Annotated in this window: 18 protein-coding genes; 4 read left to right on the top strand and 14 right to left on the bottom strand. The window is 62.0% G+C overall.

Annotated elements, in window-relative coordinates; genetic code table 11:
• Positions 1-31 precede the first annotated feature (31 nt).
• Positions 32-547: a hypothetical protein gene (locus B0G83_RS00320; RefSeq protein WP_105505461.1), complete on the bottom strand. Its 516-nt coding sequence runs from the start codon at positions 545-547 to the stop codon at positions 32-34.
• Positions 544-2,958 (bottom strand): DUF6531 domain-containing protein, encoded by a 2,415-nt coding sequence (locus B0G83_RS00315; protein WP_258167629.1) that lies wholly within the window; start codon positions 2,956-2,958, stop codon positions 544-546. The genes B0G83_RS00320 and B0G83_RS00315 overlap by 4 nt, the downstream gene beginning before the upstream one ends.
• A 400-nt stretch (positions 2,959-3,358) precedes the next feature.
• On the opposite strand from B0G83_RS00315, the gene B0G83_RS00310 reads away from it, so the two are divergent.
• Positions 3,359-3,628, top strand: a complete 270-nt coding sequence (locus B0G83_RS00310; RefSeq protein WP_105505459.1) for a cupin domain-containing protein — start codon at positions 3,359-3,361, stop codon at positions 3,626-3,628.
• Positions 3,629-3,713: 85 nt separating this feature from the next.
• Here the strand turns inward: B0G83_RS00310 and B0G83_RS00305 are convergent, their stop codons facing one another.
• Together B0G83_RS00305 and B0G83_RS00300 are read right to left on the bottom strand one after the other, a co-directional pair.
• A complete protein-coding gene (locus B0G83_RS00305) occupies positions 3,714-4,829 on the bottom strand; it encodes a succinylglutamate desuccinylase/aspartoacylase family protein (RefSeq protein ID WP_105505458.1) in 1,116 nt (371 codons plus the stop codon).
• A 40-nt stretch (positions 4,830-4,869) separates the two neighbouring features.
• Entirely contained in the window at positions 4,870-5,637 is a 768-nt protein-coding gene (locus B0G83_RS00300; RefSeq protein WP_105505457.1) for a transporter substrate-binding domain-containing protein, read from the bottom strand.
• 121 nt (positions 5,638-5,758) lie between these two features.
• On the opposite strand from B0G83_RS00300, the gene B0G83_RS00295 reads away from it, so the two are divergent.
• Complete coding sequence (locus B0G83_RS00295) at positions 5,759-6,679, top strand: LysR substrate-binding domain-containing protein (RefSeq protein ID WP_105506502.1); 921 nt, start codon at positions 5,759-5,761, stop codon at positions 6,677-6,679.
• Positions 6,680-6,723: 44 nt separating this feature from the next.
• Here the strand turns inward: B0G83_RS00295 and lysA are convergent, their stop codons facing one another.
• On the bottom strand, positions 6,724-7,968 hold the full coding sequence (lysA, locus tag B0G83_RS00290) for a diaminopimelate decarboxylase (protein WP_105505456.1): 1,245 nt from the start codon (positions 7,966-7,968) through the stop codon (positions 6,724-6,726).
• Positions 7,969-8,079: 111 nt separating this feature from the next.
• Between lysA and B0G83_RS00285 the strand changes: the two genes are divergently transcribed.
• Complete coding sequence (locus B0G83_RS00285; RefSeq protein WP_105505455.1) at positions 8,080-9,009, top strand: LysR family transcriptional regulator; 930 nt, start codon at positions 8,080-8,082, stop codon at positions 9,007-9,009.
• Positions 9,010-9,272: 263 nt separating this feature from the next.
• Complete coding sequence (locus tag B0G83_RS00280) at positions 9,273-10,127, top strand: oxidoreductase (protein WP_105505454.1); 855 nt, start codon at positions 9,273-9,275, stop codon at positions 10,125-10,127.
• A gap of 87 nt (positions 10,128-10,214) precedes the next feature.
• Here B0G83_RS00280 and B0G83_RS39420 read toward each other — a convergent pair whose 3' ends face one another.
• The 9 genes from B0G83_RS39420 to B0G83_RS00235 all read right to left on the bottom strand — a co-directional run bounded on the left by B0G83_RS39420 (position 10,215) and on the right by B0G83_RS00235 (position 18,783).
• A complete protein-coding gene (locus B0G83_RS39420; RefSeq protein WP_105505453.1) occupies positions 10,215-10,625 on the bottom strand; it encodes a rubredoxin in 411 nt (136 codons plus the stop codon).
• A gap of 414 nt (positions 10,626-11,039) precedes the next feature.
• Positions 11,040-12,029 (bottom strand): alpha/beta fold hydrolase, encoded by a 990-nt coding sequence (locus B0G83_RS00270; protein WP_105505452.1) that lies wholly within the window; start codon positions 12,027-12,029, stop codon positions 11,040-11,042.
• A 159-nt stretch (positions 12,030-12,188) separates the two neighbouring features.
• Positions 12,189-13,433, bottom strand: coding sequence for an aromatic ring-hydroxylating dioxygenase subunit alpha (locus B0G83_RS00265; RefSeq protein WP_105505451.1), 1,245 nt, complete (start codon positions 13,431-13,433; stop codon positions 12,189-12,191).
• A gap of 174 nt (positions 13,434-13,607) precedes the next feature.
• Complete coding sequence (locus B0G83_RS00260; RefSeq protein WP_105505450.1) at positions 13,608-15,059, bottom strand: glycosyltransferase; 1,452 nt, start codon at positions 15,057-15,059, stop codon at positions 13,608-13,610.
• Between the two features lie 57 nt (positions 15,060-15,116).
• The gene (locus tag B0G83_RS00255) at positions 15,117-15,710 is read right to left on the bottom strand and encodes a cytochrome b (protein WP_105505449.1); all 594 of its coding nucleotides are present in this window, start codon (positions 15,708-15,710) and stop codon (positions 15,117-15,119) included.
• A gap of 109 nt (positions 15,711-15,819) precedes the next feature.
• A complete protein-coding gene (locus tag B0G83_RS00250) occupies positions 15,820-16,071 on the bottom strand; it encodes a hypothetical protein (RefSeq protein WP_105505448.1) in 252 nt (83 codons plus the stop codon).
• Positions 16,072-16,127: 56 nt separating this feature from the next.
• The gene (locus B0G83_RS00245; protein ID WP_105505447.1) at positions 16,128-17,237 is read right to left on the bottom strand and encodes a cyclopropane-fatty-acyl-phospholipid synthase family protein; all 1,110 of its coding nucleotides are present in this window, start codon (positions 17,235-17,237) and stop codon (positions 16,128-16,130) included.
• Between the two features lie 61 nt (positions 17,238-17,298).
• Positions 17,299-18,075, bottom strand: a complete 777-nt coding sequence (locus B0G83_RS00240; RefSeq protein WP_105505446.1) for a DUF1295 domain-containing protein — start codon at positions 18,073-18,075, stop codon at positions 17,299-17,301.
• 108 nt (positions 18,076-18,183) lie between these two features.
• Positions 18,184-18,783 (bottom strand): lipocalin family protein, encoded by a 600-nt coding sequence (locus B0G83_RS00235; RefSeq protein ID WP_105505445.1) that lies wholly within the window; start codon positions 18,781-18,783, stop codon positions 18,184-18,186.
• Positions 18,784-18,842: the final 59 nt, after the last annotated feature.

The following is an 18,842-nucleotide window of genomic DNA, read 5'->3' as shown; positions in this document are numbered from 1 at the left end:
GTTCGCGCCTTTTTTCTTTTTCTTTTGTCGACTACGGTCCGATCCGAAAGCGTTCCGGAGGCGTCAAAAAGTACGGGTAGAACTTCCGGGCACACTCCATGATGTCTGGCGGCCCATAGAACGCGCCGGTGCCCCATGATCGATCACCAAATGCGATCCAATCGCCTATGACGGGCATCACGACGTAGTACTCGGAATTGACTCCGAGCGCGTCGGCAAGACTGTCCCCGGGGTCTTTAAGCAAGAACTCAAAGAACTCGTCGTCGGTGTGCTCCGCTCGATGAATAAAACCAGGGTACTTTCCAAAATGAAAATGAAAGTAGCTGAACGGGTCCGGCTTCAAGACCAGCATGGCAAAGTCATGCGATCCCTCGACGGCAAGTAGATACCGAATAAGTTCGAAGAACTTCTGCGTTTGAAGATCTATCGAGTCGAAATAGAGCATGTCTGTGAGAGGTATGCCACGAAGCATTTGGAAACCTGCCGTGGCGCGTTCCCAAAGCGGCATGAACTCTGAATGCTCACGGATGAAGTCGATTTTGGTCATTTCGGCAATCGGATTTTGAGGGTTGGACGCTGCGCGCCAAGAGGGACAAAATCGGCGGTCGGCGATCCCGCATTCGACTCGTCACGAACGGTGTACCTTGCACCTTCTTTTGTGAAGATGTCAGCTTTGCCATCTTTGCTAAGAGACTGTATCCAACCGTCATTACGAAGATTCGCCTCAAATTCAGCCTTACCAACGTCCGTTTCAACATTTCTTGTACTTCGCCCCACCGTAATATCAGTGTATTCCGACGTAATCCTGCCCGGCGGAATCCCATCGACCTCGGTCTCCGCAGCGGGCTTGCACAACTGCTTGATGCGCTCCCAGTTCTCCGCCGCTTTCCTTGCACCCTGCCCGATCCCGTATCTAACCGCAGGGTTCTGCGCGAGCCGCCAGACAAACGCAATGCCACGCGCCGCACCGTCGATCAGCCCCGCTGAGAAATGGCAACCACCACAAACCGTCCCCGTCCCGGCAAAACCCCCAGCCCGCAGCATCTGCCGCACACCCTGCAGATTCGCAGGCGGCCCCACCGGCGAATCGCCATAGTTGTAGTTATCGATCCACTGGTCGGTCTCATCGCTACTGATCGGAAGATCCGTTCCGTCATTCAGATCGAGAACACTGCCATTCCGTGCAACCGTCCCTGCTCGCGAAACAACCTGACCATCCGGCGAGTAACCCCACCTGACCTTGAATACCCGTCGAACACCGCCATTCGCGGCACTCGCGTACTCACTGAACTTGAAGAGATCAATGCGTCCGCGCCGGTCGTAACGCAGATAGAAATCGCCCGTCGGGTTGTAGCCATTCAGAACACGGTGTGCCGCGTCCCGCATGATCATCTCGGTCGCGTCTGGAATCCTCTGCTGGATCACGATCGCAAACACGTTCCCGGTCGCATCGCGCGTGACTTTCCACTGTCCCACCACCTTGCCGTCCGCCAGTTGCTGAACGAACGCGAGCCGATTGGTCGCGTCGTACGTCATGCCGTAGGCCATCGTTACGCCGTCGGACTTCGGCGCGTCGAACGCGCTTGCGCCGGTCAGATCGCGCGTCGGCGTTTCGGCGATGCCGGTGGTGTTGCCGTTGGCGTCGTAGACGAACGACTGAAGCAGACCCGGCGATGCGATCATCAACGGCCGCAGACTCGTCCCGTCCGCATAGCGCATCGTGCTGATGGTGGTGCCGGACGCATTTTTAACTATCGCGCGGACGGGCCGTCCCACATCGTCGTAGCTATATTCGGTGCTACCTCCGCTTGCGTCCGAGTCCTTTAGCAGATTGCCGGACGCGTCCCATGTGGAAGCGGTGTTACCCGCGATCGACAAACTCCCCGTCGGCCGCAACATGCCGCCAATCGACGAGAGATTCAACGTCGTAGCGCGTCGGCTATCGGTAATAACCGTCGAGCCGGTGTTATAGGCAAACCGCACATTGCGCGACGTGTCAGGATGGCTGACCGCTACGGCGCGTCCCTGCGCGTCATAACTCCACGACGCAATGCGACTACCCGATTCGTCGATCTCTCCGGTCAGCGCGTTTTTAAAGCGGGTGTCGTCGTAGACATAGCGATGCACGTACCCATCGGGCCACGTGACGGAAACAAGATTGCTATTCGCGTCGTACCCGTATTGGGTCATTCCAGCCAACGGATCATTCAGGCGTGACAGACGCCGCCTGTCGTCGTAGTCCAGACGAAGCGTGATGTCCTGCTTCGCGTCCGTAGCAACCGCATGCTGCGTGATCGTGGTCAGCAAGCCAGACGCGTCGTAGGCGAGCGCCCGGACGAATCCCGTCTTCGTGCGTTCGGACAGCAGCACGCCTTGGGCGGAATACGACTCGACGGTCTCGGAGCGAAGGTCGGTTAGCGTCCAACCGGACCCATTCTGTGCAAGTGCAAGTCCCGTAAAGCCGGCCGAACGCCAACTGCCACTTGCCCATTTGAACGTGACCGGTTCGCCGTTCTCACGATAAGCAAGCACCGTCGACGAACTGCCGCTGTTCGCATTGGCCAGTCCCAGACTGCGTTGCCAACTGTGAACCCACACAGGCCCCATCGCCGCGGACGAAGCACTCAACGATTTCGAGCGATAAGTCCGCGTGAACCGCATCGGCAGATCGTCACCGCTGACGAAATCGGCCTCCGTCAGCGTGACCGCGCCATTCCCCGGATACACCGGATCAGCAACGGGACAACTGGCCTCAGGTTCGTTTGTCGCCGGCGTCGCGCACCATTGATCAATCAGCGCGAGGTCGTTGATACACGCGTAGTTGCCCATCCCGCCCGGCGTATTGCCCACGACGTCGAGGCGACACGTCTTGGATCCCGGCGATGCGCCAGACTGCGAGTAAAGCGTGAGACAGTCCGTCGCATTCGCGCCGAACGCGAACAACAGCAACGCGAACATGGCCAACACACGCGCCAGGTTTCCCGTCATTCCGCAAAACGGGTTCTCATTTCTCATACGTCCCCCCTGCTTTGTCATGCGTCGTTAGAAATCCGTAATGACCAGACGCTGAATCAGGGGGATAAAACTCAGAATAAGAAAACTCGGAAAAACGAAAGCTTGCGGCGTATCTTTACGAGTGTGCTGAGTTAACAGGCAGCACTCGGAAAATGCAGCACGCGACGCGATCTATTCCTACGCGGCGCGCCCAGACCTCGGCACGAAGCCGAAGAAAAATCCAAGCCACCGAAGATCGCGATAGAGACCCACCGCGAGTGCGGCGCCGACGACGACACGCCCTGCAGAAAACCCCGCCCCGCGTTAAAGTAAATCTCCCCCACCCCACAGCGAGCAAACCACCATGGACCGCGAAGCATTCACTGAAAGCCTGACGAAAGACGGTTTCCCCGAGGCCGTGGTGATCACGAAGGAACCCAGCACCACGATGGCCGTCCACACGCATCCCTTCGAGGCCAAGGCCTTGATCCTGGAAGGTGAGCTGCACATCATCTGCGGCGACGAAGAACGTTTGTACCAGGCCGGCGACGTCTTCCACCTGGCGGCGAACAAACCGCATTCGGAGCGCTACGGTCCGAATGGCGTGACGTATCTGGTGGGGAGAAAAGAATAGAGAACAGCAGACAGGCAACGACGGGCGAGGCAATTTCACATTCAAACAGCGAAACACACCACGCCCGTAGAGAGAAAAAGAAGAATCAGGCGCCCAACAACACCCCAGTCCTGAACGGACGCGTCCCCGTCACGCGTCCCAACGGCGCACCCGTCGTCACGAACCGAATCGCGCGGCGCATATAAAACACGCCCTCGGTATTGCTCGAAATCGTGGTGGTCTCATCCGTCAACGGATCGACAATATCGAACAGCGCCTGCCCAGCGCGAATCGTCTCGCCGATCTTCGCGCGATGAATGAGAATCCCGCTGACCGGCGCATAAAACTGCTCACTGCCGGCGAGCGGTGTCGCCGGCGACAACAACGCCGGCATCGGTTTCACCTCACGCCGAATCGCCTTACGCCACACCAGATAATCGACAATCGCATCCGCGTCCTCTTGCGCCACCTCGTAGGACACATCGCGCTGCCCCCGGCATTCCACCGTGACTGCAATCGCACCGTTCGGCACCGGCTTATCCGCCGGCATGTCCTGCTGCAATTTCCACCACAACAGGCTGTGCGTCTCGTCGAACGATTCGCCGCCCGAGTTCGTCGCCAGCAACGACGCCTGCGCGCCAAGATACCGCGACAAAGGCTCGAACTCCGGCCACGCTGCCTCGCTAGTGTAGAGATGCATCGCGGCTTCCAGCGAGCAATGCAGATCGATCACCACGTCTGCATCGTACGAGAGCTTCAGCGAGGCCAATTGCAGCGACTCGAACTCGGTCAACGGTTTCTGCGCGGCCAGTTCCTCGGCGATCAGCTTGCGCACGAGCCGCACGTTTTCCGCGGCATCGGAACCCAACACCTCTTTCGCCCGCGCGCTCAACTTCGTGAACTGCAGGAAATGGCGATTGAAGTTCTTCCCGCTGCCCAGATCGAAACGTCCAAGAAACTGTCCGAGCACGTATTGTCCGAGCCCGACCGGATTCGCCACCGGCACGAGCACGATTTCCGCATCCAGCGCGCCCTGCTGTTCCAGTTCGAGCAAACGGCGCTTCAGCAGCACCGTCGTCAACATCGCGGGGGTTTCGTCGGCATGCAGCGACGACTGGATATAAATCTTTTGCCCGCGATCCGTCGGGCCAAAATGAAACGACACCAGTTCGCGGTGCGTGCCGATAGCCGGCGAGAGAAGCGGAATCGATTGCCTGTTCATGGACGGAAAGCCTGATGCGAAAGAGTAGGAAGTAAAAGAATCAATTGCCGTACGGATCGAAGTCGAAGTACTTCTTTGCGATCTGCGCGTACGTACCGTCCTTGAGCATGGAGGCAATCGCCCCGTTGATGGATGCCTGGAGCGCCGTCTCGTCCTTGCGCAAGCCGATGCCCACACCGTGATCGCCCATCGAGAGCGGCTCGCCGACAAACGCAAAGCCCTTGCCCGCCGGCGTGCGCAGAAAGCCGTAATCCGCTTCCACCGTGCCGAGCAGCGCGCCATCAAGCCGGCCGTTTTCCAGGTCGGCGAATACTTCGTCCTGGCTCTTGTACGCGACCACGTGCACGCCGTTCGGCGCCCAATTCTTCAATGCGTACGACTCGAACTGCGTGCCCGACTGCACGCCGATCTGCTTGCCCGACAGCGCGTTCATGCCGCCCGCGAGCGGCGAGCCTTGCCGCGAGATCAGCCGCGATTTGAATTGAAACAGCTTCGACGAAAACAGAATCTGCTGCTCGCGCTTCTCCGTGATCGCCATCGACGACATCACGGCGTCGATCTTGCGCGCCTGCAGCGCCGGAATCATCCCCGAGAATTCGAGCTCCACCCACTGGCAGTGCGCGTGAATGCGCTTGCAGATTTCGTTGCCCAGATCGACGTCGAAGCCTTTGACGCTGCCGTCGGGCGCCTTGGAGTCCATCGGCGGATAGGTCGGGTCGATGCCCAGGCGCAAGGTCTGGGCATCGGCGGCGAACGCTCCGCTGCTAAACGTCAGCGCGGCGCTCAATATCATCAGCAGAATTTTCATGGGAGACGGAGTGTGAAGTGGGCGGAGAACGACAGCCCTATCCTATGCCGCGCTCGTGCTTCAAAGAAGTCCCGTTCAGGCTATCATGATCACTTTTACCGATCACAAGACCCGAACCGCCATGGCGTTGACGATCTCCCAGTTGCGCGCGTTCACGGCGGTGGCCGAGCACGGCAGCATCCGCGCGGCGTCGCGAGCGCTCGGCATTGCGCAGAGCGGTATCACGCAGCAGTTGCAGAACCTCGAATCGGTCCTCGGCGCCACGCTGTTCACTCGCACAAATCGCGGTATTGCGTTGACCGCGCTCGGTCAGCGCTTGCTACAGCGGGCCGGCACAATCATCGGCGAATGCGAGCGCGCCGAGCAGGAAGTGCAGCAATTGCGCGGCGATTACGTCGGCGAAGTGACCTTCGGCATGACCACGGAACCACTCGTCGACGCGCTCGCGCCGGTGTTGACGCAATTTCGTACGCGCTTCGAGCGGGTCGCGGTGCATCTGCGCACCGGCACCTCGCGGATGATGATCTCGATGATTCGCGAAGGCACACTGGATTTTGCGGTCGCACTCGTGTCGAAGCAAACCGATACCGCCGATCTGTCGGTCACGCCGCTTTATCCGTCCGATCCGGTGGTGGTGTGCCGCAAAGGGCATCCGAAAGCGGGCGCGACGTCGCTGGCCGAGCTGGTCGATTGCACGTGGGTCGCCACGCGTTCGCCGAATCTCACGGACGACCCGCAGGTCAGCCGTCTGCATCATCTGCTCGACAGCCACGGCTTGCCGCCGCCAACCATCATCGCGACGATCGAGGGGCTGTACGAGACCTTGCATCTGGTCGGGGCAACGGATTGCCTGTCGCTGGAAGCATCGGCCGTGGCCACGCGCGGGCCATTCGCCAGCACGCTCACCGTGATTCCCTTACGCGAGCGGGCGGTGGATCAGAACGTCTGCCTGCTGCAGCGCGCAGCGATTCCGCTTACGCCTGCGGCGCAGGAACTCGCCACCATGATCGCCTCGTACACGCGCACCGTGCGGGCGCGTTAGTCATGTGCTCGATGCGGCGCGGCGCGTCGGCGCTTACGGCCGAGTCAACCGATCGTTTCGAGCGCGATCAACTCGTCGAGAGTTTGGCGCCGCCGGATCACACGCGGCTGGCCGTTTTCGAGCAGCACTTCGGGCGCAAGCGGCCGGCTGTTGTAGTTCGATGACATCGCCGCGCCGTACGCGCCCGCATTCTGAAATACGACAAAGTCACCGATCTCCGGCGTGGGCATCGACCGGTTCAGGACTATGCCGCCCTCCGCCTGCGTGAAGACATCGCCGGCTTCGCAGAGCGGGCCGGCCACGGCGAACGCGTCGAGCGCGGCATCGCTCGGCGTCCCGTCGCGTTTCAGCACCGTCATCTCATGATGACTGCCGTAAAGCGACGGTCGCATCAGATCGTTGAATCCGGCGTCGACCAAAGCAAACTGCCGCGATGGACGCCGATTCAACGCATGCACCTCGGCAACCAGCACGCCCGCTTCGGCGACCAGGAAACGTCCCGGTTCGATTTCAAGCCTGACGCGATGCCCGACATGCGCCTCGATCCGCCGGCGCGCCGCGTCCCACAACCGGAAGTAATGCTCGATGTCGATACGCGGGTCGCCATTCCTGTACGGCACCGACAATCCGCCACCGGCCGAGATCGCTTCGATATCGTGGCCTTGCAGGCCTTTGACTGCCTCGACCATCGCATCGCAAACCCGCGACAGATGCCCATAATCGACGCCCGAGCCGATATGCATGTGCAGTCCAACCAGCTTCAACCGATAACGACGCACGATCCCCAGCGCCTTCGGCACTTCATCGAGCCAGATACCGTGCTTACTGTGTTCGCCGCCCGTGTTGGTCTTGTTGCTATGTCCGTGGCCGAAACCGGGGTTGATCCGCAGCCACACGCGATGACCTTCGGGCGCATGTCGGCCCACGCGTTCGAGCATGTCGAGCGACCCGGCATTGACCGTGATGCGATGCTCGAGCACGGTGGCGAGTGTCGTGCGATCGATCAGATCCGCCGTAAAAACCACGCCTTCCGGATCGCCGTTCGGTGTAAATCCCGCAGCTAGACTGCGTGCGATCTCGCCGTGAGACACCGCGTCGACCATCACCCCAGTGTCGCGCATCAGTTTCAGAATGTGCAGATTCGAACACGCTTTCTGCGCGTAGCGAATCACGTCGAAACTGCGCAGTTCGGCGATGCGTTGACGGATCACGTCGGCGTCATAGACCCACAGCGGTGTGCCGTGCTGCTGGGCAAGTTCGACAAGTTGTAGCGGATTGAATAGCGTCACGTTCCCGGCTCTCGATGCTTAAGCGTTGGCATGCGTGACATGATGCGGAGAAGTCGACATTCAGTAAAATACCGATTATTCGCCGATCCATTCATTCCTGATATACCCATCATGGCGCTCACCCACCGGCATATCGAAGTCTTCCGCGCTCTGATGACGGCGGGCAGCGTCACCCGCGCCGCCGAGATGCTCTTTACCTCGCAGCCCACCGTGAGCCGCGAACTGGCGCGCATGGAGCAGAGCATCGGTTTCGCGTTGTTCGAACGCGTGCATGGGCGGCTGCGTCCCACGTTGTCGGCGTTGACGCTGTTCGATGAAATCAAGCGCGCGTATGTCGGGCTCGAACGGGTGGCGTCCACGGCGGCGAGCCTGCGCGAATTCCAGGGCGGGCAGCTTTCCCTCATCGCATTGCCCGCGTTTTCACATTCCATCCTGCCGGGCGCGTCGAAACGCTTTCACGACGCGCAACCTGACGCGAGTCTGTCGATCGCCACGCGGGAATCGCCCTTCCTCGAAGAATGGCTCACGGCACAGCGCTACGACCTCGGCCTCACCGAGCACGGCGCGCCGCCGGCCGGCACCCGTCTGACACCCTTGCTCGAAGTGGACGAGGTCTGCGTGCTGCCCGACGGGCATCCACTGCTGGCCAAGCGCGTGATCGCGTTGAAGGACCTCGCGAATCAGCCGTTCATCAGCTTGTCGTCGAGCGATCCGTACCGGATTCAGATCGACGAAGCCTTCGCTCATGCCGATATCGCGCGCCGTCAGATTGTCGAAACGCCCACCGCCGTGTCCGTGTGCGGTTTCGTGCGGCAAGGGCTCGGCGTGGCGATCGTCAATCCGCTGACCGCGCTCGACTTCGTGGGCCGGCAGTTGCATATCCGCCCGCTCGCCGTGTCGCTGCCGTTTCGCGTGAGCGTGGTGCATCCTGAGCATCGGCCGAGTCATCCGCTCGCCGGTGCGTTCGTCGAAGCGCTGCAAAGCGAGGCCGCCGCGCTGCGGCTACAATTGAAAAGTCACACCGGACGCAAGCAGCCATAACGCCGTGGTCCGGCCCGCGACGCATACGAGACACGCCGCCTCGATCGCCCTCGTGGCAGGCAAGGCGCGTTAGGTCCCTTCTCAGCACACGGCCGTTCGCAGCGCGCGAACCCACGCCGATCCACCCGGCAATCAGACCGGGCACGCTTCACGCTAATTGACGTAGCAAACCGACTGCGGACGTGACCTCGCGCCTGGATTGCGCATTCGCGCCGTACGAAGTGTTCCCAGTAGGTCGTAGACCATCAACCGGAGTTTCCCAAATGATGAACCGAGACAATCCCGTCTGGCTGATCACAGGCTGTTCCACCGGCTTCGGCCGTGAACTCGCGAAGCTGGTGCTGGAGCGCGGCTGGCGCGCGGTAGTCACGGCGCGCGACGCGTCGAAAGTGAAAGATATTGCCGAAGCGCACGGCGACCGCGCGCTGGTGTTGCCGCTCGACGTGACGAACCTCGCGCAGGTCGAAGACGTGGTCAAGCAGGCGAAGCAGCGTTTCGGTCGCATCGACGCGCTGGTCAACAACGCGGGCTATGGCTATCTGGCCGCGGTGGAAGAAGGCGAAGACACCGAAGTCCGCGCGATGTTCGAGACCAACGTGTTCGGCCTGGTCGACATGACGAAGGCCGTCCTGCCGATCATGCGTGAACAACGCGGCGGACTGATCGTCAACGTGTCGTCGATTGGCGGCCTGACGAGTTTCGCGGCGACCGGCTATTACCACGCCACCAAGTACGCGGTGGAGGGTTTGTCGGAGTCGCTGGCGGCGGAGGTGAAGCCGCTCGGCATCGGCGTGCTGATCGTCGAGCCGGGACCGTTCCGCACGAACTGGGCGGGACCGTCGATCAAACAGTCCGCCACGCTGATCGACGATTATGCGAGCACGGCTGGCGAGCGCCGCAAGCAGACCGAAGCACGCAGCGGCAAACAGGCGGGCGATCCGGTACGTGCAGCGCAGGCGATTATCGACGCCGCGCTGTCGGATACGCCGCCGTTGCGCCTGCTGCTCGGGAAGATGGCGCTCGAACTGGCGCGCAAGAAGCTCGACTTCATGCGCGGCGATTTCGATGCGTGGGAAGCGGCCACGGTCGGCGCGGATTATCCGGAAGGGGCGGGTTAAGGCTGTTGGACGGCCCGGCGCGTTCTGCCGGGCCGGGCCGTGGCGTTGCTAGCTACTGGGGATCATCAATCAGCCGGTCGAGCAGACTCAAAACTCGACCAGCGCAAAATCTTCCTTGCCCACGTCGCAAAGTGGGCAACGCCAATCCGCCGGCACATCCGCCCAGCGCGTGCCCGGCGCGATGTCTTCTTCCGGCAGGCCCGCGGCTTCGTCGTAGATCCAGCCGCAGATCACGCAAACCCATTGTTTGAAGTCATCCACCGAGGCTGGAGCGTCGGCGACCGGCACGTCCGCCACGGGCGCATGCGCTGGCGCGTCGAGACTCACCACCAACGGCGCGGCAGTTCCGCCGCTTGCCCCGGCGAGGCGCGCCTGCAAGCTTTCCAGCAGTTGCTGCGCCTCGGCCTGCGTCAAATCGATCCAGTACGGATCGCCGGCGCCGTCATTGAGCCGTTCGGCGGAAAACTGGATTTCAACGGCTACGCCCTTCTTGTACATGGCAAATCGAAATATCGAGGAAGCCGGCAGCGCGTCCCGCGAGAAGACTTCTCGGGGAACGCACCGGCATAGGTCGGAAGTGTCGAGCTGAAACGTCGCGGCGGCGTCAGACGAACTGGTTCAGTACGATGGCGGCAATCAGGCCGGCGGCGCCGATGAGGCCCAGCAATTGCAGCAGAGTGAGGGATTTGCGCGATGCGGTGGGGATGTGTTGCGAAGTCACGGGCAGGGTCTTGAAAGTCGGAAAAAGCGAAATGGTACACGGGTCCGCGACCGGCACATGCCGTTTAGCGCAAACCCGCGTGCATCAGATGTCATGTCAGATGCCATTATCGCCGCCCGACGGCCGCTCATTGCCTACCGAGCGGAGATGGACTCATTCCCCACGCGGCGCAAAGGCAGCGGACAGACCGGCTACGAAACCGCTGCCTCGCTGGCGCGCTCCGACACGACGGCCACGATCTCGGCCACCGCCGCGGGTTCGAGCGTGAGGCCGATATGCCCGACACCGGGCACGATCGTGACCGGCACCACTCGCCCCGCGTCGGCGAAATCACCGGCGAAGGCTTCGGCATAAAAGGCTTCGTCGTTCGCGCCGACCAGTACTTCAAGCGGCCGACGCGTCGCGCGAATATTGGCCCGGTAGTGGTCGTGCGGGCGGAAATTCTGCATGAGGTTGTACGAGTACTGCGGCGTGAGTTTCGCCGCCGCCAGCGGCGCCAGCGCGAAAGCCACCGTGTGCAGATGATTGAACGCCGTGATACGCAGTTTGTTGAGCAGAACCAGCACGATAGTGCGTGGCATACCCACGCTGACCCAGCCACCGCCGCCGGGCACCGTACTCGGCGCATTGTGGTGAAGCAACGGCGCAAGCAGCACATAGCGCTCGAAGGCCAATTGCCGCGCATCGCCCGCATAGCGCAGTACGAACCCACCGCCCGCGGAAAACCCAGCCAGCGTGCGCGGCCCACGAGGCTGCACTTCGTCGAGAAAATCGCTGAGGTCGTCTTCGAGTTGGCCGATATAGGCGATCGTGCCTTTCGTGCCCGATTCGCCATGACCGCGTACATCGGGCACATAGACGTCGTAAGCGGCCGCGGCGAGCGCCTTGGCCAGCGTATGCATGCTCACGCCACTTGCCGATGAACCGTGAATCAGCACCACGCTGCCGCGCGCCTTCGCGACACGGCTCGGATAGAGCCGATAGGCGAGCGCGGTGTTATCGCGTGCGGTGGAACGTTTCAGAGGGGGTAAATCGGAGGTATCGATCGACTTGAAAGGCGCGTTGATCGAATCAAGCGGCGGCGGCGGTTTGGGACCGCCCTTCACAAGCGCCCACGCCACGACGGCGAGGCCCACCAGGAATACGACAACCGGCATAACCGTATGCAGTTCGGTACTCATCGAACGAGCCTCTCAGGCGATTATTTATGTTTGTAGCTTTCCCGATCGATGAACCCGCGCCCCGCGCATGTGTGTTGTGCCGCCCCGCCGCCCGGCTCGCCGCTCATCGTCGCGGATGATTGTACGGTCCCAGGCGGCGCGAAAAAACTCAAATATCTGTTATTCGGTGGCAGCCCGGTCCGGCCGGTCGTGACGCGAATCCCAGAAGCGAATCACGGATGTGTCGCCCGTACCGACGCCCACCACCTGATCCGGCGCACCGCTCTCGCGCAACAACGCGCGCAATTCGTTGATCACCGGAAACACCTCGTGATTCCAGTCCGAGCCCTGCGAATCGTGGGCGCGTTGTTCGGCTTCGACGATCTCGCGGTCTTCCTTGAAGATGCGTTCGGTGAACCACACGAGCAGCGGCCACGCGAGATTCAGCACGCCGGGAATACCCGGTTTGCGGATCGACAGCAGGCCGAACGTGCGGTTGGTGCGCTGCTCGCGATCGAGCGGCACATAGATGATCCACAGGTCCATGACCAGCGTGTTCTCCGACGTGCGGATCTGCAGCGTCTGATACGGATACTGCGTGCGGATCGTCATGACGTCTTTGTCATTGTCGCCGCCGGTCTTGCGACTCTGGCCGAACACGATCGCTTCGCCGATCGGCTGCTGGCCCGCCATGCGTGCAAACGTGTAATCGACCTCGACCCAGCCGTCGCCGCGCCGCCGGCCCAGCGAGCGTGCCCGCATCTGCCCCATCTGACGGCGGTGCAGGAACTGATGGTTCATGTCCATCAGGTTCTCGTGCATGAACGAGTAATGGCAATTCACCGGACGGCCGAAACGGCGCGTCTTGTACTTCGGGTCGGAGACCGAGCCGAGCGGCGGCAGCGGCCGTTCGTCGGCCAGCGCGGGATCGCCCGGAAACACGAAGATCAGCCCTTCCACTTCGCGGCACGGATAAGCGCGCACGCCGTTGGGCAGACGATCCTTGCCGAGATACGGCACGTCGATGCACTTGCCCGAGCAGTCGTAGGTCCAGCCGTGGTAACCGCAGCGAATCGATTCGCCCTCCACCACGCCCTGATGCAACGGCACCTGCCGATGCGCGCAACGGTCTTCGAGCGCGAACGCCTTGCCGGTCTCCGTGCGGGCCAGCACGATCGGCTCGCCCGCGAACGTCACACCGTGCGTCTTGCCGCGCTTCACTTCATGCGACCACGCGAGCGGATACCAGTAGTCAGGGTGAATACCGACGCGGCGCAGATCGCGGACCGGCGCGTCGTTCGCGGCCTGGTCCGGCGTGTGTGCGTCAGCGGCAGCATGCGCGCTTTTCGGCGATGCGCCATGAGCCGGCGGTGCATCGATCGTTGCTTCGACGGTGTCTTGTTCGAGCGGGGGAACAGCATGCATAGGTGGGGCCTCCTTGCACGAGCGGATAGAAGGTAGCCGCCTCATTACCAGCGCGGCATCGCCCGTCAGTCTACTCGAAGCGGGCCCCGACCGGGGTCCCCGGACGCACCCTGGGCCGCCCTGGCGGGCCGTCCAGCGAGGCGAGCGCGCCCTACCGCGCCAAAAAAACGGCCGCTAGCTTTCGTCGTGCGCGACCAGCCCGGAGCGCCGTTGCACGCCCCATGACCTGCCGCCGCGCAGGAAATGCAGCCAGCCGAGCGCTGCGCCCACATGCCGCACCAACTGGAACGTGAACGGCTCCGCCACGGCCGCCAGCATCGCCATGCCCAGACTGGAGCCGCTGCGCTCGCCGGTCCAGCGGCGGTAGAGATGAATGCTCCACAGATAGAACGCGAGATCGATCGCGGTCTTGATGCCGATCACGCTGAAGATCGAAATGACGATCGCCCCATGGCCGCCGAATAGAAACGCGACCAGCAAGCCAAACGCCGTCAGCCCGTAGATCGGCTGCATCGTGTCGATCGCCTTGACCGGCAGCATCAGCATGCCGAGCGTGCCGTAACGCGGATTGCCGGTCATATCGCGGTTCCAGTACTGCGTTTGCAGAAAGCCCGCGAACCAGCGGCGGCGTTGCCGCAGAAAACTGCCGAGGTTATCCGGCGCATCGGTGCGCGCATGCGCTTCGCCGACCACCCGCACGTCCCAGCCGAGGCCGTGATCGACCGAATAACGGCGCAGCCGGTGAATCAGTTCGTAGTCTTCGACCAGACAAGCCGGGTCGAAACCGCCCACGTCGACCAGCGCGTCGCGCCTGAACGAAGCGAACGCCCCCGAGATCAGCAGCAGACTATCGGCGCGCATCCACGCAAAACGGGCGATGAAGTTGCGCATGTACTCGTAGGTCTGGAACCACTGGAACACGCGGCCCGACACCGTCTTGCCGCAGACCGGCACCAGAATGCCGGCGGCGGCGACCAGCTTCGGCTCGCTCGCGAACGCGGCGCGCATCGCGTAGGTGGCGTCGTCGTCGAGCAGCGTGTCGGCGTCGACGGTCATCACCGTTTCGGTGGTCATCAGCGTGATCGCGGCGTTCAGCGCGCGCGCCTTGCCGCCGTGCGGCACGCGCAGCCAGAACAGGTTCGGATAAAGCGAACTCGGCGCGCTCAGCACACCCTCGGCGGCTGCCGTCAAACCGAAGCGTTCGATCAGCAACTCGCGGGTGTGGTCGGTGGAGCCGTCGTCGGCGATCACGATCTGCGCCGGACCGTGCGTCTGCCGCAGCAACGCGGCCAGCGTCACCGGCAGCACACTCGCCTCGTTATGGGAAGCGACGATCACGCCCATGGCCGGCAAATCACGCTGATCGTAGTCGGGTTCGAGCGGCGCGGTGCGCCGCATCAGCGGCAACGATTTCCACGTGACGAACGCCAGCAGCAACGTGTCGTACAACACGTAGGCGATACCAGTGGACCACGCCAACGCGCCTTTGAGAAAGAAGGCGCGCGCGAACAGCAGCACCCACAAGGCAAGCACGCTGAAATGAATCAGCAAGCTCAACGGCGTCGTGCGACGCGGCAGGATGCGTGGCGACGCCAGAGCGAGCGCCTGTTCCAGGGTTTTCTTCAAAATGACGACGAATTCTTCGAGGCTGCGGTTAAAGGACTCAACGAAGCGCGGTGTGACTCACGGCACCATGCGCTTCAGCACCGACTTGCGATCGATCCACTGATGCTTCAGTGCGCCGCCAATATGCATGGCCAGCAAGGCATAGAGTGCATAGCCGAGCCACGTATGCAACGCGCCGAACCGATCGTGCAAGCTCTCCTTGAGCGTCGGATCGAGGTTCATCACGTAGCCGATACGCGGCCACGGAAACAGGTTGAACAGGCGCATGGGATGTGTCGCCGCGTCTTTCCACGCGGAATCGTGCAACCAGCCGGACAGCGGCAACGCGATCATCAGTAGATAAAGCAGGAAATGCGCGACATGGGCGGCAATTTTTTCCCACGACGGAAACTCGCGCGGCAACGGCGGCGGCTTGTGCGACACACGCCACAAGATGCGCATGAGCGCGAGGCCCAGCACCGTGATACCGATCGACTTGTGGGTATCCACCACCGGACGCACCCAGTCATCGGGCAGCGAATCGGCGCTCAGACCGAGCACCACGTTGCCTATCATCAACAGCGCGATCAGCCAGTGCAGCGTCATCGCGGTGCGGGTGTAGCGGGCCGATGCTTCGTTCGAGTCAGACAGAGAATTGGCGTGGGTGTTCATCGTTGTATTCCATTCGCGAACGCAGTGCCGCGAAAGCTGTTTGAAATGCCGGCGACGCCGAAGGAATCAGGCGCCCGACTCAGTTAGCCAAACGCCTAAGTGTGGGCTTTTATTCCGCCACGCGCGTAAAGGTGTGTTTCAGATTATTTCGATGCGGCGTGACGGGCGCGAGATCGATGCGGACGCACGCATTGCGCCGGGCGGTCGATTCGATCCGTTTGTCGAAGTGGGCGCCATTTCGCGCGCACGGAGTCATCGGCGGCCGTGTCCCGCTGCGGCCAAAGTCAGATTGTGCCTTTATCGCGCCCCGCTTGCCTGGCACCGCGAGATTTGCGGGCGGCGCGCCGTCGGCGACGCGCATTCAATGCGGCGACCTGCCGTTGCGGAGATCGCCGGTTGTGGGTTGTTGGTCGTTACTCAGCGCTTCACGAACCGATAATGCCCGACACCCCACTCATTCCCGTTCGCGTAACCGAACAACTCCGCGACGGCCATGTAAAACATGCGCCAGCGCTGCAACCACACGGCTGCGTCGCGCGCGCCGTAGGTGTCGACGAGCATCGGCATGACGCGCTCACGCGCGGCGTCGAGCGCGGCCAGCCAATGATTCGCCGTGCGTTCGTAGTGCGTGCCGTCGACCCACCATTGCCGCTCCATCCGCAGATGGTCCTGGAAGTTCAGCAGCAGCGCTTCGGACGGCATCGTGCCGCCGGTGAAGAAGTACTTCGACATCCAGTCGCTGCCGTCCTGCACCTGGAAGTGATACGCAAGCGTGCGATGCACGAAAATATGCACGAACAGTTTCGCGTCGGCGTCGTCACGCATCCAGCGTGCGATTTTCGCGAGCAGCAGGCCGTAGTTCTTCATATGCTCGAACATCTCGATCGACACCACGCGGTCGAAGCCCTCGCCCAGCTGCGCCTGATCGAATTCGAAATCGACGACATTGCCCGTGACCACGGTAAGGTTCTGCAAGCCCCTTTCCGCCGCGCGCGCTTCGATGAAAGCGCGCTGCCCGTGCGAGTTGGATAGCGCGACGATTCGCGCGTGCGGATAGCGCGCCGCCAACCACAACGACAACGAACCCCAACCACAGCCGAGGTCGAGAATCCGCTGCCCGTCGGCGAGTTCCGCACGTTCGGCATAACGTTCGAGCATGGCGGCTTCGGCTTGCGCGAGCGTCTCCGTGCCGGTCGGATACAGACAGCACGAATACTTCAGATGCGATCCGAGATGCGCATGGAAGAATGACGCAGGCACCTCGTAGTGCTGCGTGTTGGCGGCTTGCGTTTCGATGGCGATCGGACTCGCGCGCAATTCGTCGAGCAGACGGTTGAGCCGTTGCGCACGCACCTCGCCGTTGTCGAGCGCTTCGTCACGCAGACGCTGACGCATCAATCGACGCATGCCGAAGCGGATCAAACCATCGGGCAGCCAGCCGCGTTCGCAACCGCGGATCAGCCAGTCATCGCCGGGTTCGGCGGGGGCGGACGGCGGGAGGGTGTGGTCGGTGGTGGAAAGGCTCATGAGGCTAACTCCCATCATTCATGTATTTGTCGGGACACGCACTTGCGCTTCGGTCGATGTTTCAATGCCGCGGCGGCCACGGAATCAGCGCGCTGGTGGTGCGCATGTACTCGGCGTAACCGGGCCGCCGTTTCGCCATGCTTTCTTCCAGCAGCGGAATGCCGGACAGCTTGAGCAACAGAAACGCCATCAGCAGCGGCGGCAGCAACGTGAACCAGACCCACGGCGTCCCCACCGACAGCGCGATATAAGCCACCCAATGCACACATTCGAAGAAGTAATTCGGATGCCGCGAATAGCGCCATAAACCGGCACGGCACACCGCGTCGCGATTGGCCGGGTCGGCCTTGAAGTGTTTCAGTTGCCGGTCGGCCAGGGCTTCGCCGATCACCGAAGCGATCCACAGCACGACCGCCAGCAACGACCAGCCGGCGGCCGGCGCCGCGGTCCGGTACGACGGCACCAGAAACGCGATCGACAGCAACATCGACACCACCACTTGCAGCTGGAAGAACCAGAACATCTTGCTCGCGGCCTGGTCGCCCCATTCCTCGCGAAAGCGGTGATAACGCGCGTCCTCGGGCTTGCCGAAATTGCGCCGCCACAGGTGAGTACCGAGCCGCACGCCCCACACCAGACCCCCCAGCGCGGTGAGCGCCCGCGTCGTCGGATCGCCGTTGCCGAGCACCGCGTAAAGCACGGCGACGAGACCCAGCGAGTAGGCCCAGATCAGATCGATCATGCCGGCGTTGTCGGTTTTCAATTGCCAGGCCCATGCGGCGCTGAAGATCGCGACGAGGCCGATCAAGGCAATCACGGCGGCGGCAAGTGGCGGCATAAGGCGCTCATTCAGTAACGATGCGGGTTATACGCGATGAAAACAGGATCGGATGCGGCATGCGCGACACAGGCGACGCAGCCGACACACGCGAACGCGCTCCGCGCCCTAGTTCTTATCCCCCGGCGACGCAAAGCCCGCCTTGCCCAACTGCTCCGGATGCTGCGGCACGCGCTTGAAACGCGACGTGTCGTAACCCATCGCATCGAGACGGGCGAGCAGTGCCCGGTAGGTGTCGTCGCTCATATCGGGCTCGCGCGAAAAAATCCAGCCGAGGTTTTTGCCCGGATAACCCAGGATCGTGTAGCGATAGTCGGGATCCACGTACAGCGTGAGTTGCGCCACGTGAACCGGCCAGAAGATCTGCACGCTCCATTCGCCGCCCTCTTTGCCCGGCACCGGCGTGTCCAGAAACTGATAATGCTTTTCCGGCGCATCGAAACTTTTCTTGCGCGCGTAGTACGAGTCGTCGATCTTGCCGTCCGGACGCAATTGCCATTCCGCGCGGCTCGCCACCATGTCGCGTTCGGCAAAGTACGGAATGTTTGCAATGATGTACCAGCGGCCCATATAGCGCGGCAAATCGACCGGCACGGTGGCGAGCGGTTCGCTCGCGCGCGGGTTCGGATTGGGCGGATCGTTGGAACAGCCGGCGAGAGACAGCAGCAGCACGGTCATAACAGCGGCGGCGGAGAACAGGCGGCGCATGGCATGGGCCTCGAACGTAGCGTCAATAAACGGTTTACGCTCGACGGGGCCGGATGGAT

This window comes from Paraburkholderia sp. BL21I4N1 (genome assembly GCF_002973525.1).
Lineage (GTDB): Bacteria > Pseudomonadota > Gammaproteobacteria > Burkholderiales > Burkholderiaceae > Paraburkholderia.
This window is presented reverse-complemented; position numbering and strand designations above follow the sequence as displayed.

Excerpts from the sequence above, each read along its gene's own strand:
- B0G83_RS00265 (WP_105505451.1), bottom strand. The coding sequence starts at position 13,433 with ATGCATGCTGTTCCCCCGCTCGAACAAGACACCGTCGAAGCAACGATC.
- B0G83_RS00295 (WP_105506502.1), top strand. The coding sequence starts at position 5,759 with ATGGCGTTGACGATCTCCCAGTTGCGCGCGTTCACGGCGGTGGCCGAG.
- B0G83_RS00305 (WP_105505458.1), bottom strand. The coding sequence starts at position 4,829 with ATGAACAGGCAATCGATTCCGCTTCTCTCGCCGGCTATCGGCACGCAC.
- B0G83_RS00235 (WP_105505445.1), bottom strand. The coding sequence starts at position 18,783 with ATGCGCCGCCTGTTCTCCGCCGCCGCTGTTATGACCGTGCTGCTGCTG.
- B0G83_RS00240 (WP_105505446.1), bottom strand. The coding sequence starts at position 18,075 with ATGCCGCCACTTGCCGCCGCCGTGATTGCCTTGATCGGCCTCGTCGCG.
- B0G83_RS00270 (WP_105505452.1), bottom strand. The coding sequence starts at position 12,029 with ATGAGTACCGAACTGCATACGGTTATGCCGGTTGTCGTATTCCTGGTG.
- B0G83_RS00300 (WP_105505457.1), bottom strand. The coding sequence starts at position 5,637 with ATGAAAATTCTGCTGATGATATTGAGCGCCGCGCTGACGTTTAGCAGC.
- B0G83_RS00315 (WP_258167629.1), bottom strand. The coding sequence starts at position 2,958 with ATGTTCGCGTTGCTGTTGTTCGCGTTCGGCGCGAATGCGACGGACTGT.
- B0G83_RS00255 (WP_105505449.1), bottom strand. The coding sequence starts at position 15,710 with ATGAACACCCACGCCAATTCTCTGTCTGACTCGAACGAAGCATCGGCC.
- B0G83_RS39420 (WP_105505453.1), bottom strand. The coding sequence starts at position 10,625 with ATGTACAAGAAGGGCGTAGCCGTTGAAATCCAGTTTTCCGCCGAACGG.
- B0G83_RS00285 (WP_105505455.1), top strand. The coding sequence starts at position 8,080 with ATGGCGCTCACCCACCGGCATATCGAAGTCTTCCGCGCTCTGATGACG.
- B0G83_RS00320 (WP_105505461.1), bottom strand. The coding sequence starts at position 547 with ATGACCAAAATCGACTTCATCCGTGAGCATTCAGAGTTCATGCCGCTT.
- B0G83_RS00280 (WP_105505454.1), top strand. The coding sequence starts at position 9,273 with ATGATGAACCGAGACAATCCCGTCTGGCTGATCACAGGCTGTTCCACC.
- B0G83_RS00245 (WP_105505447.1), bottom strand. The coding sequence starts at position 17,237 with ATGAGCCTTTCCACCACCGACCACACCCTCCCGCCGTCCGCCCCCGCC.
- B0G83_RS00250 (WP_105505448.1), bottom strand. The coding sequence starts at position 16,071 with ATGCGCGTCGCCGACGGCGCGCCGCCCGCAAATCTCGCGGTGCCAGGC.
- B0G83_RS00310 (WP_105505459.1), top strand. The coding sequence starts at position 3,359 with ATGGACCGCGAAGCATTCACTGAAAGCCTGACGAAAGACGGTTTCCCC.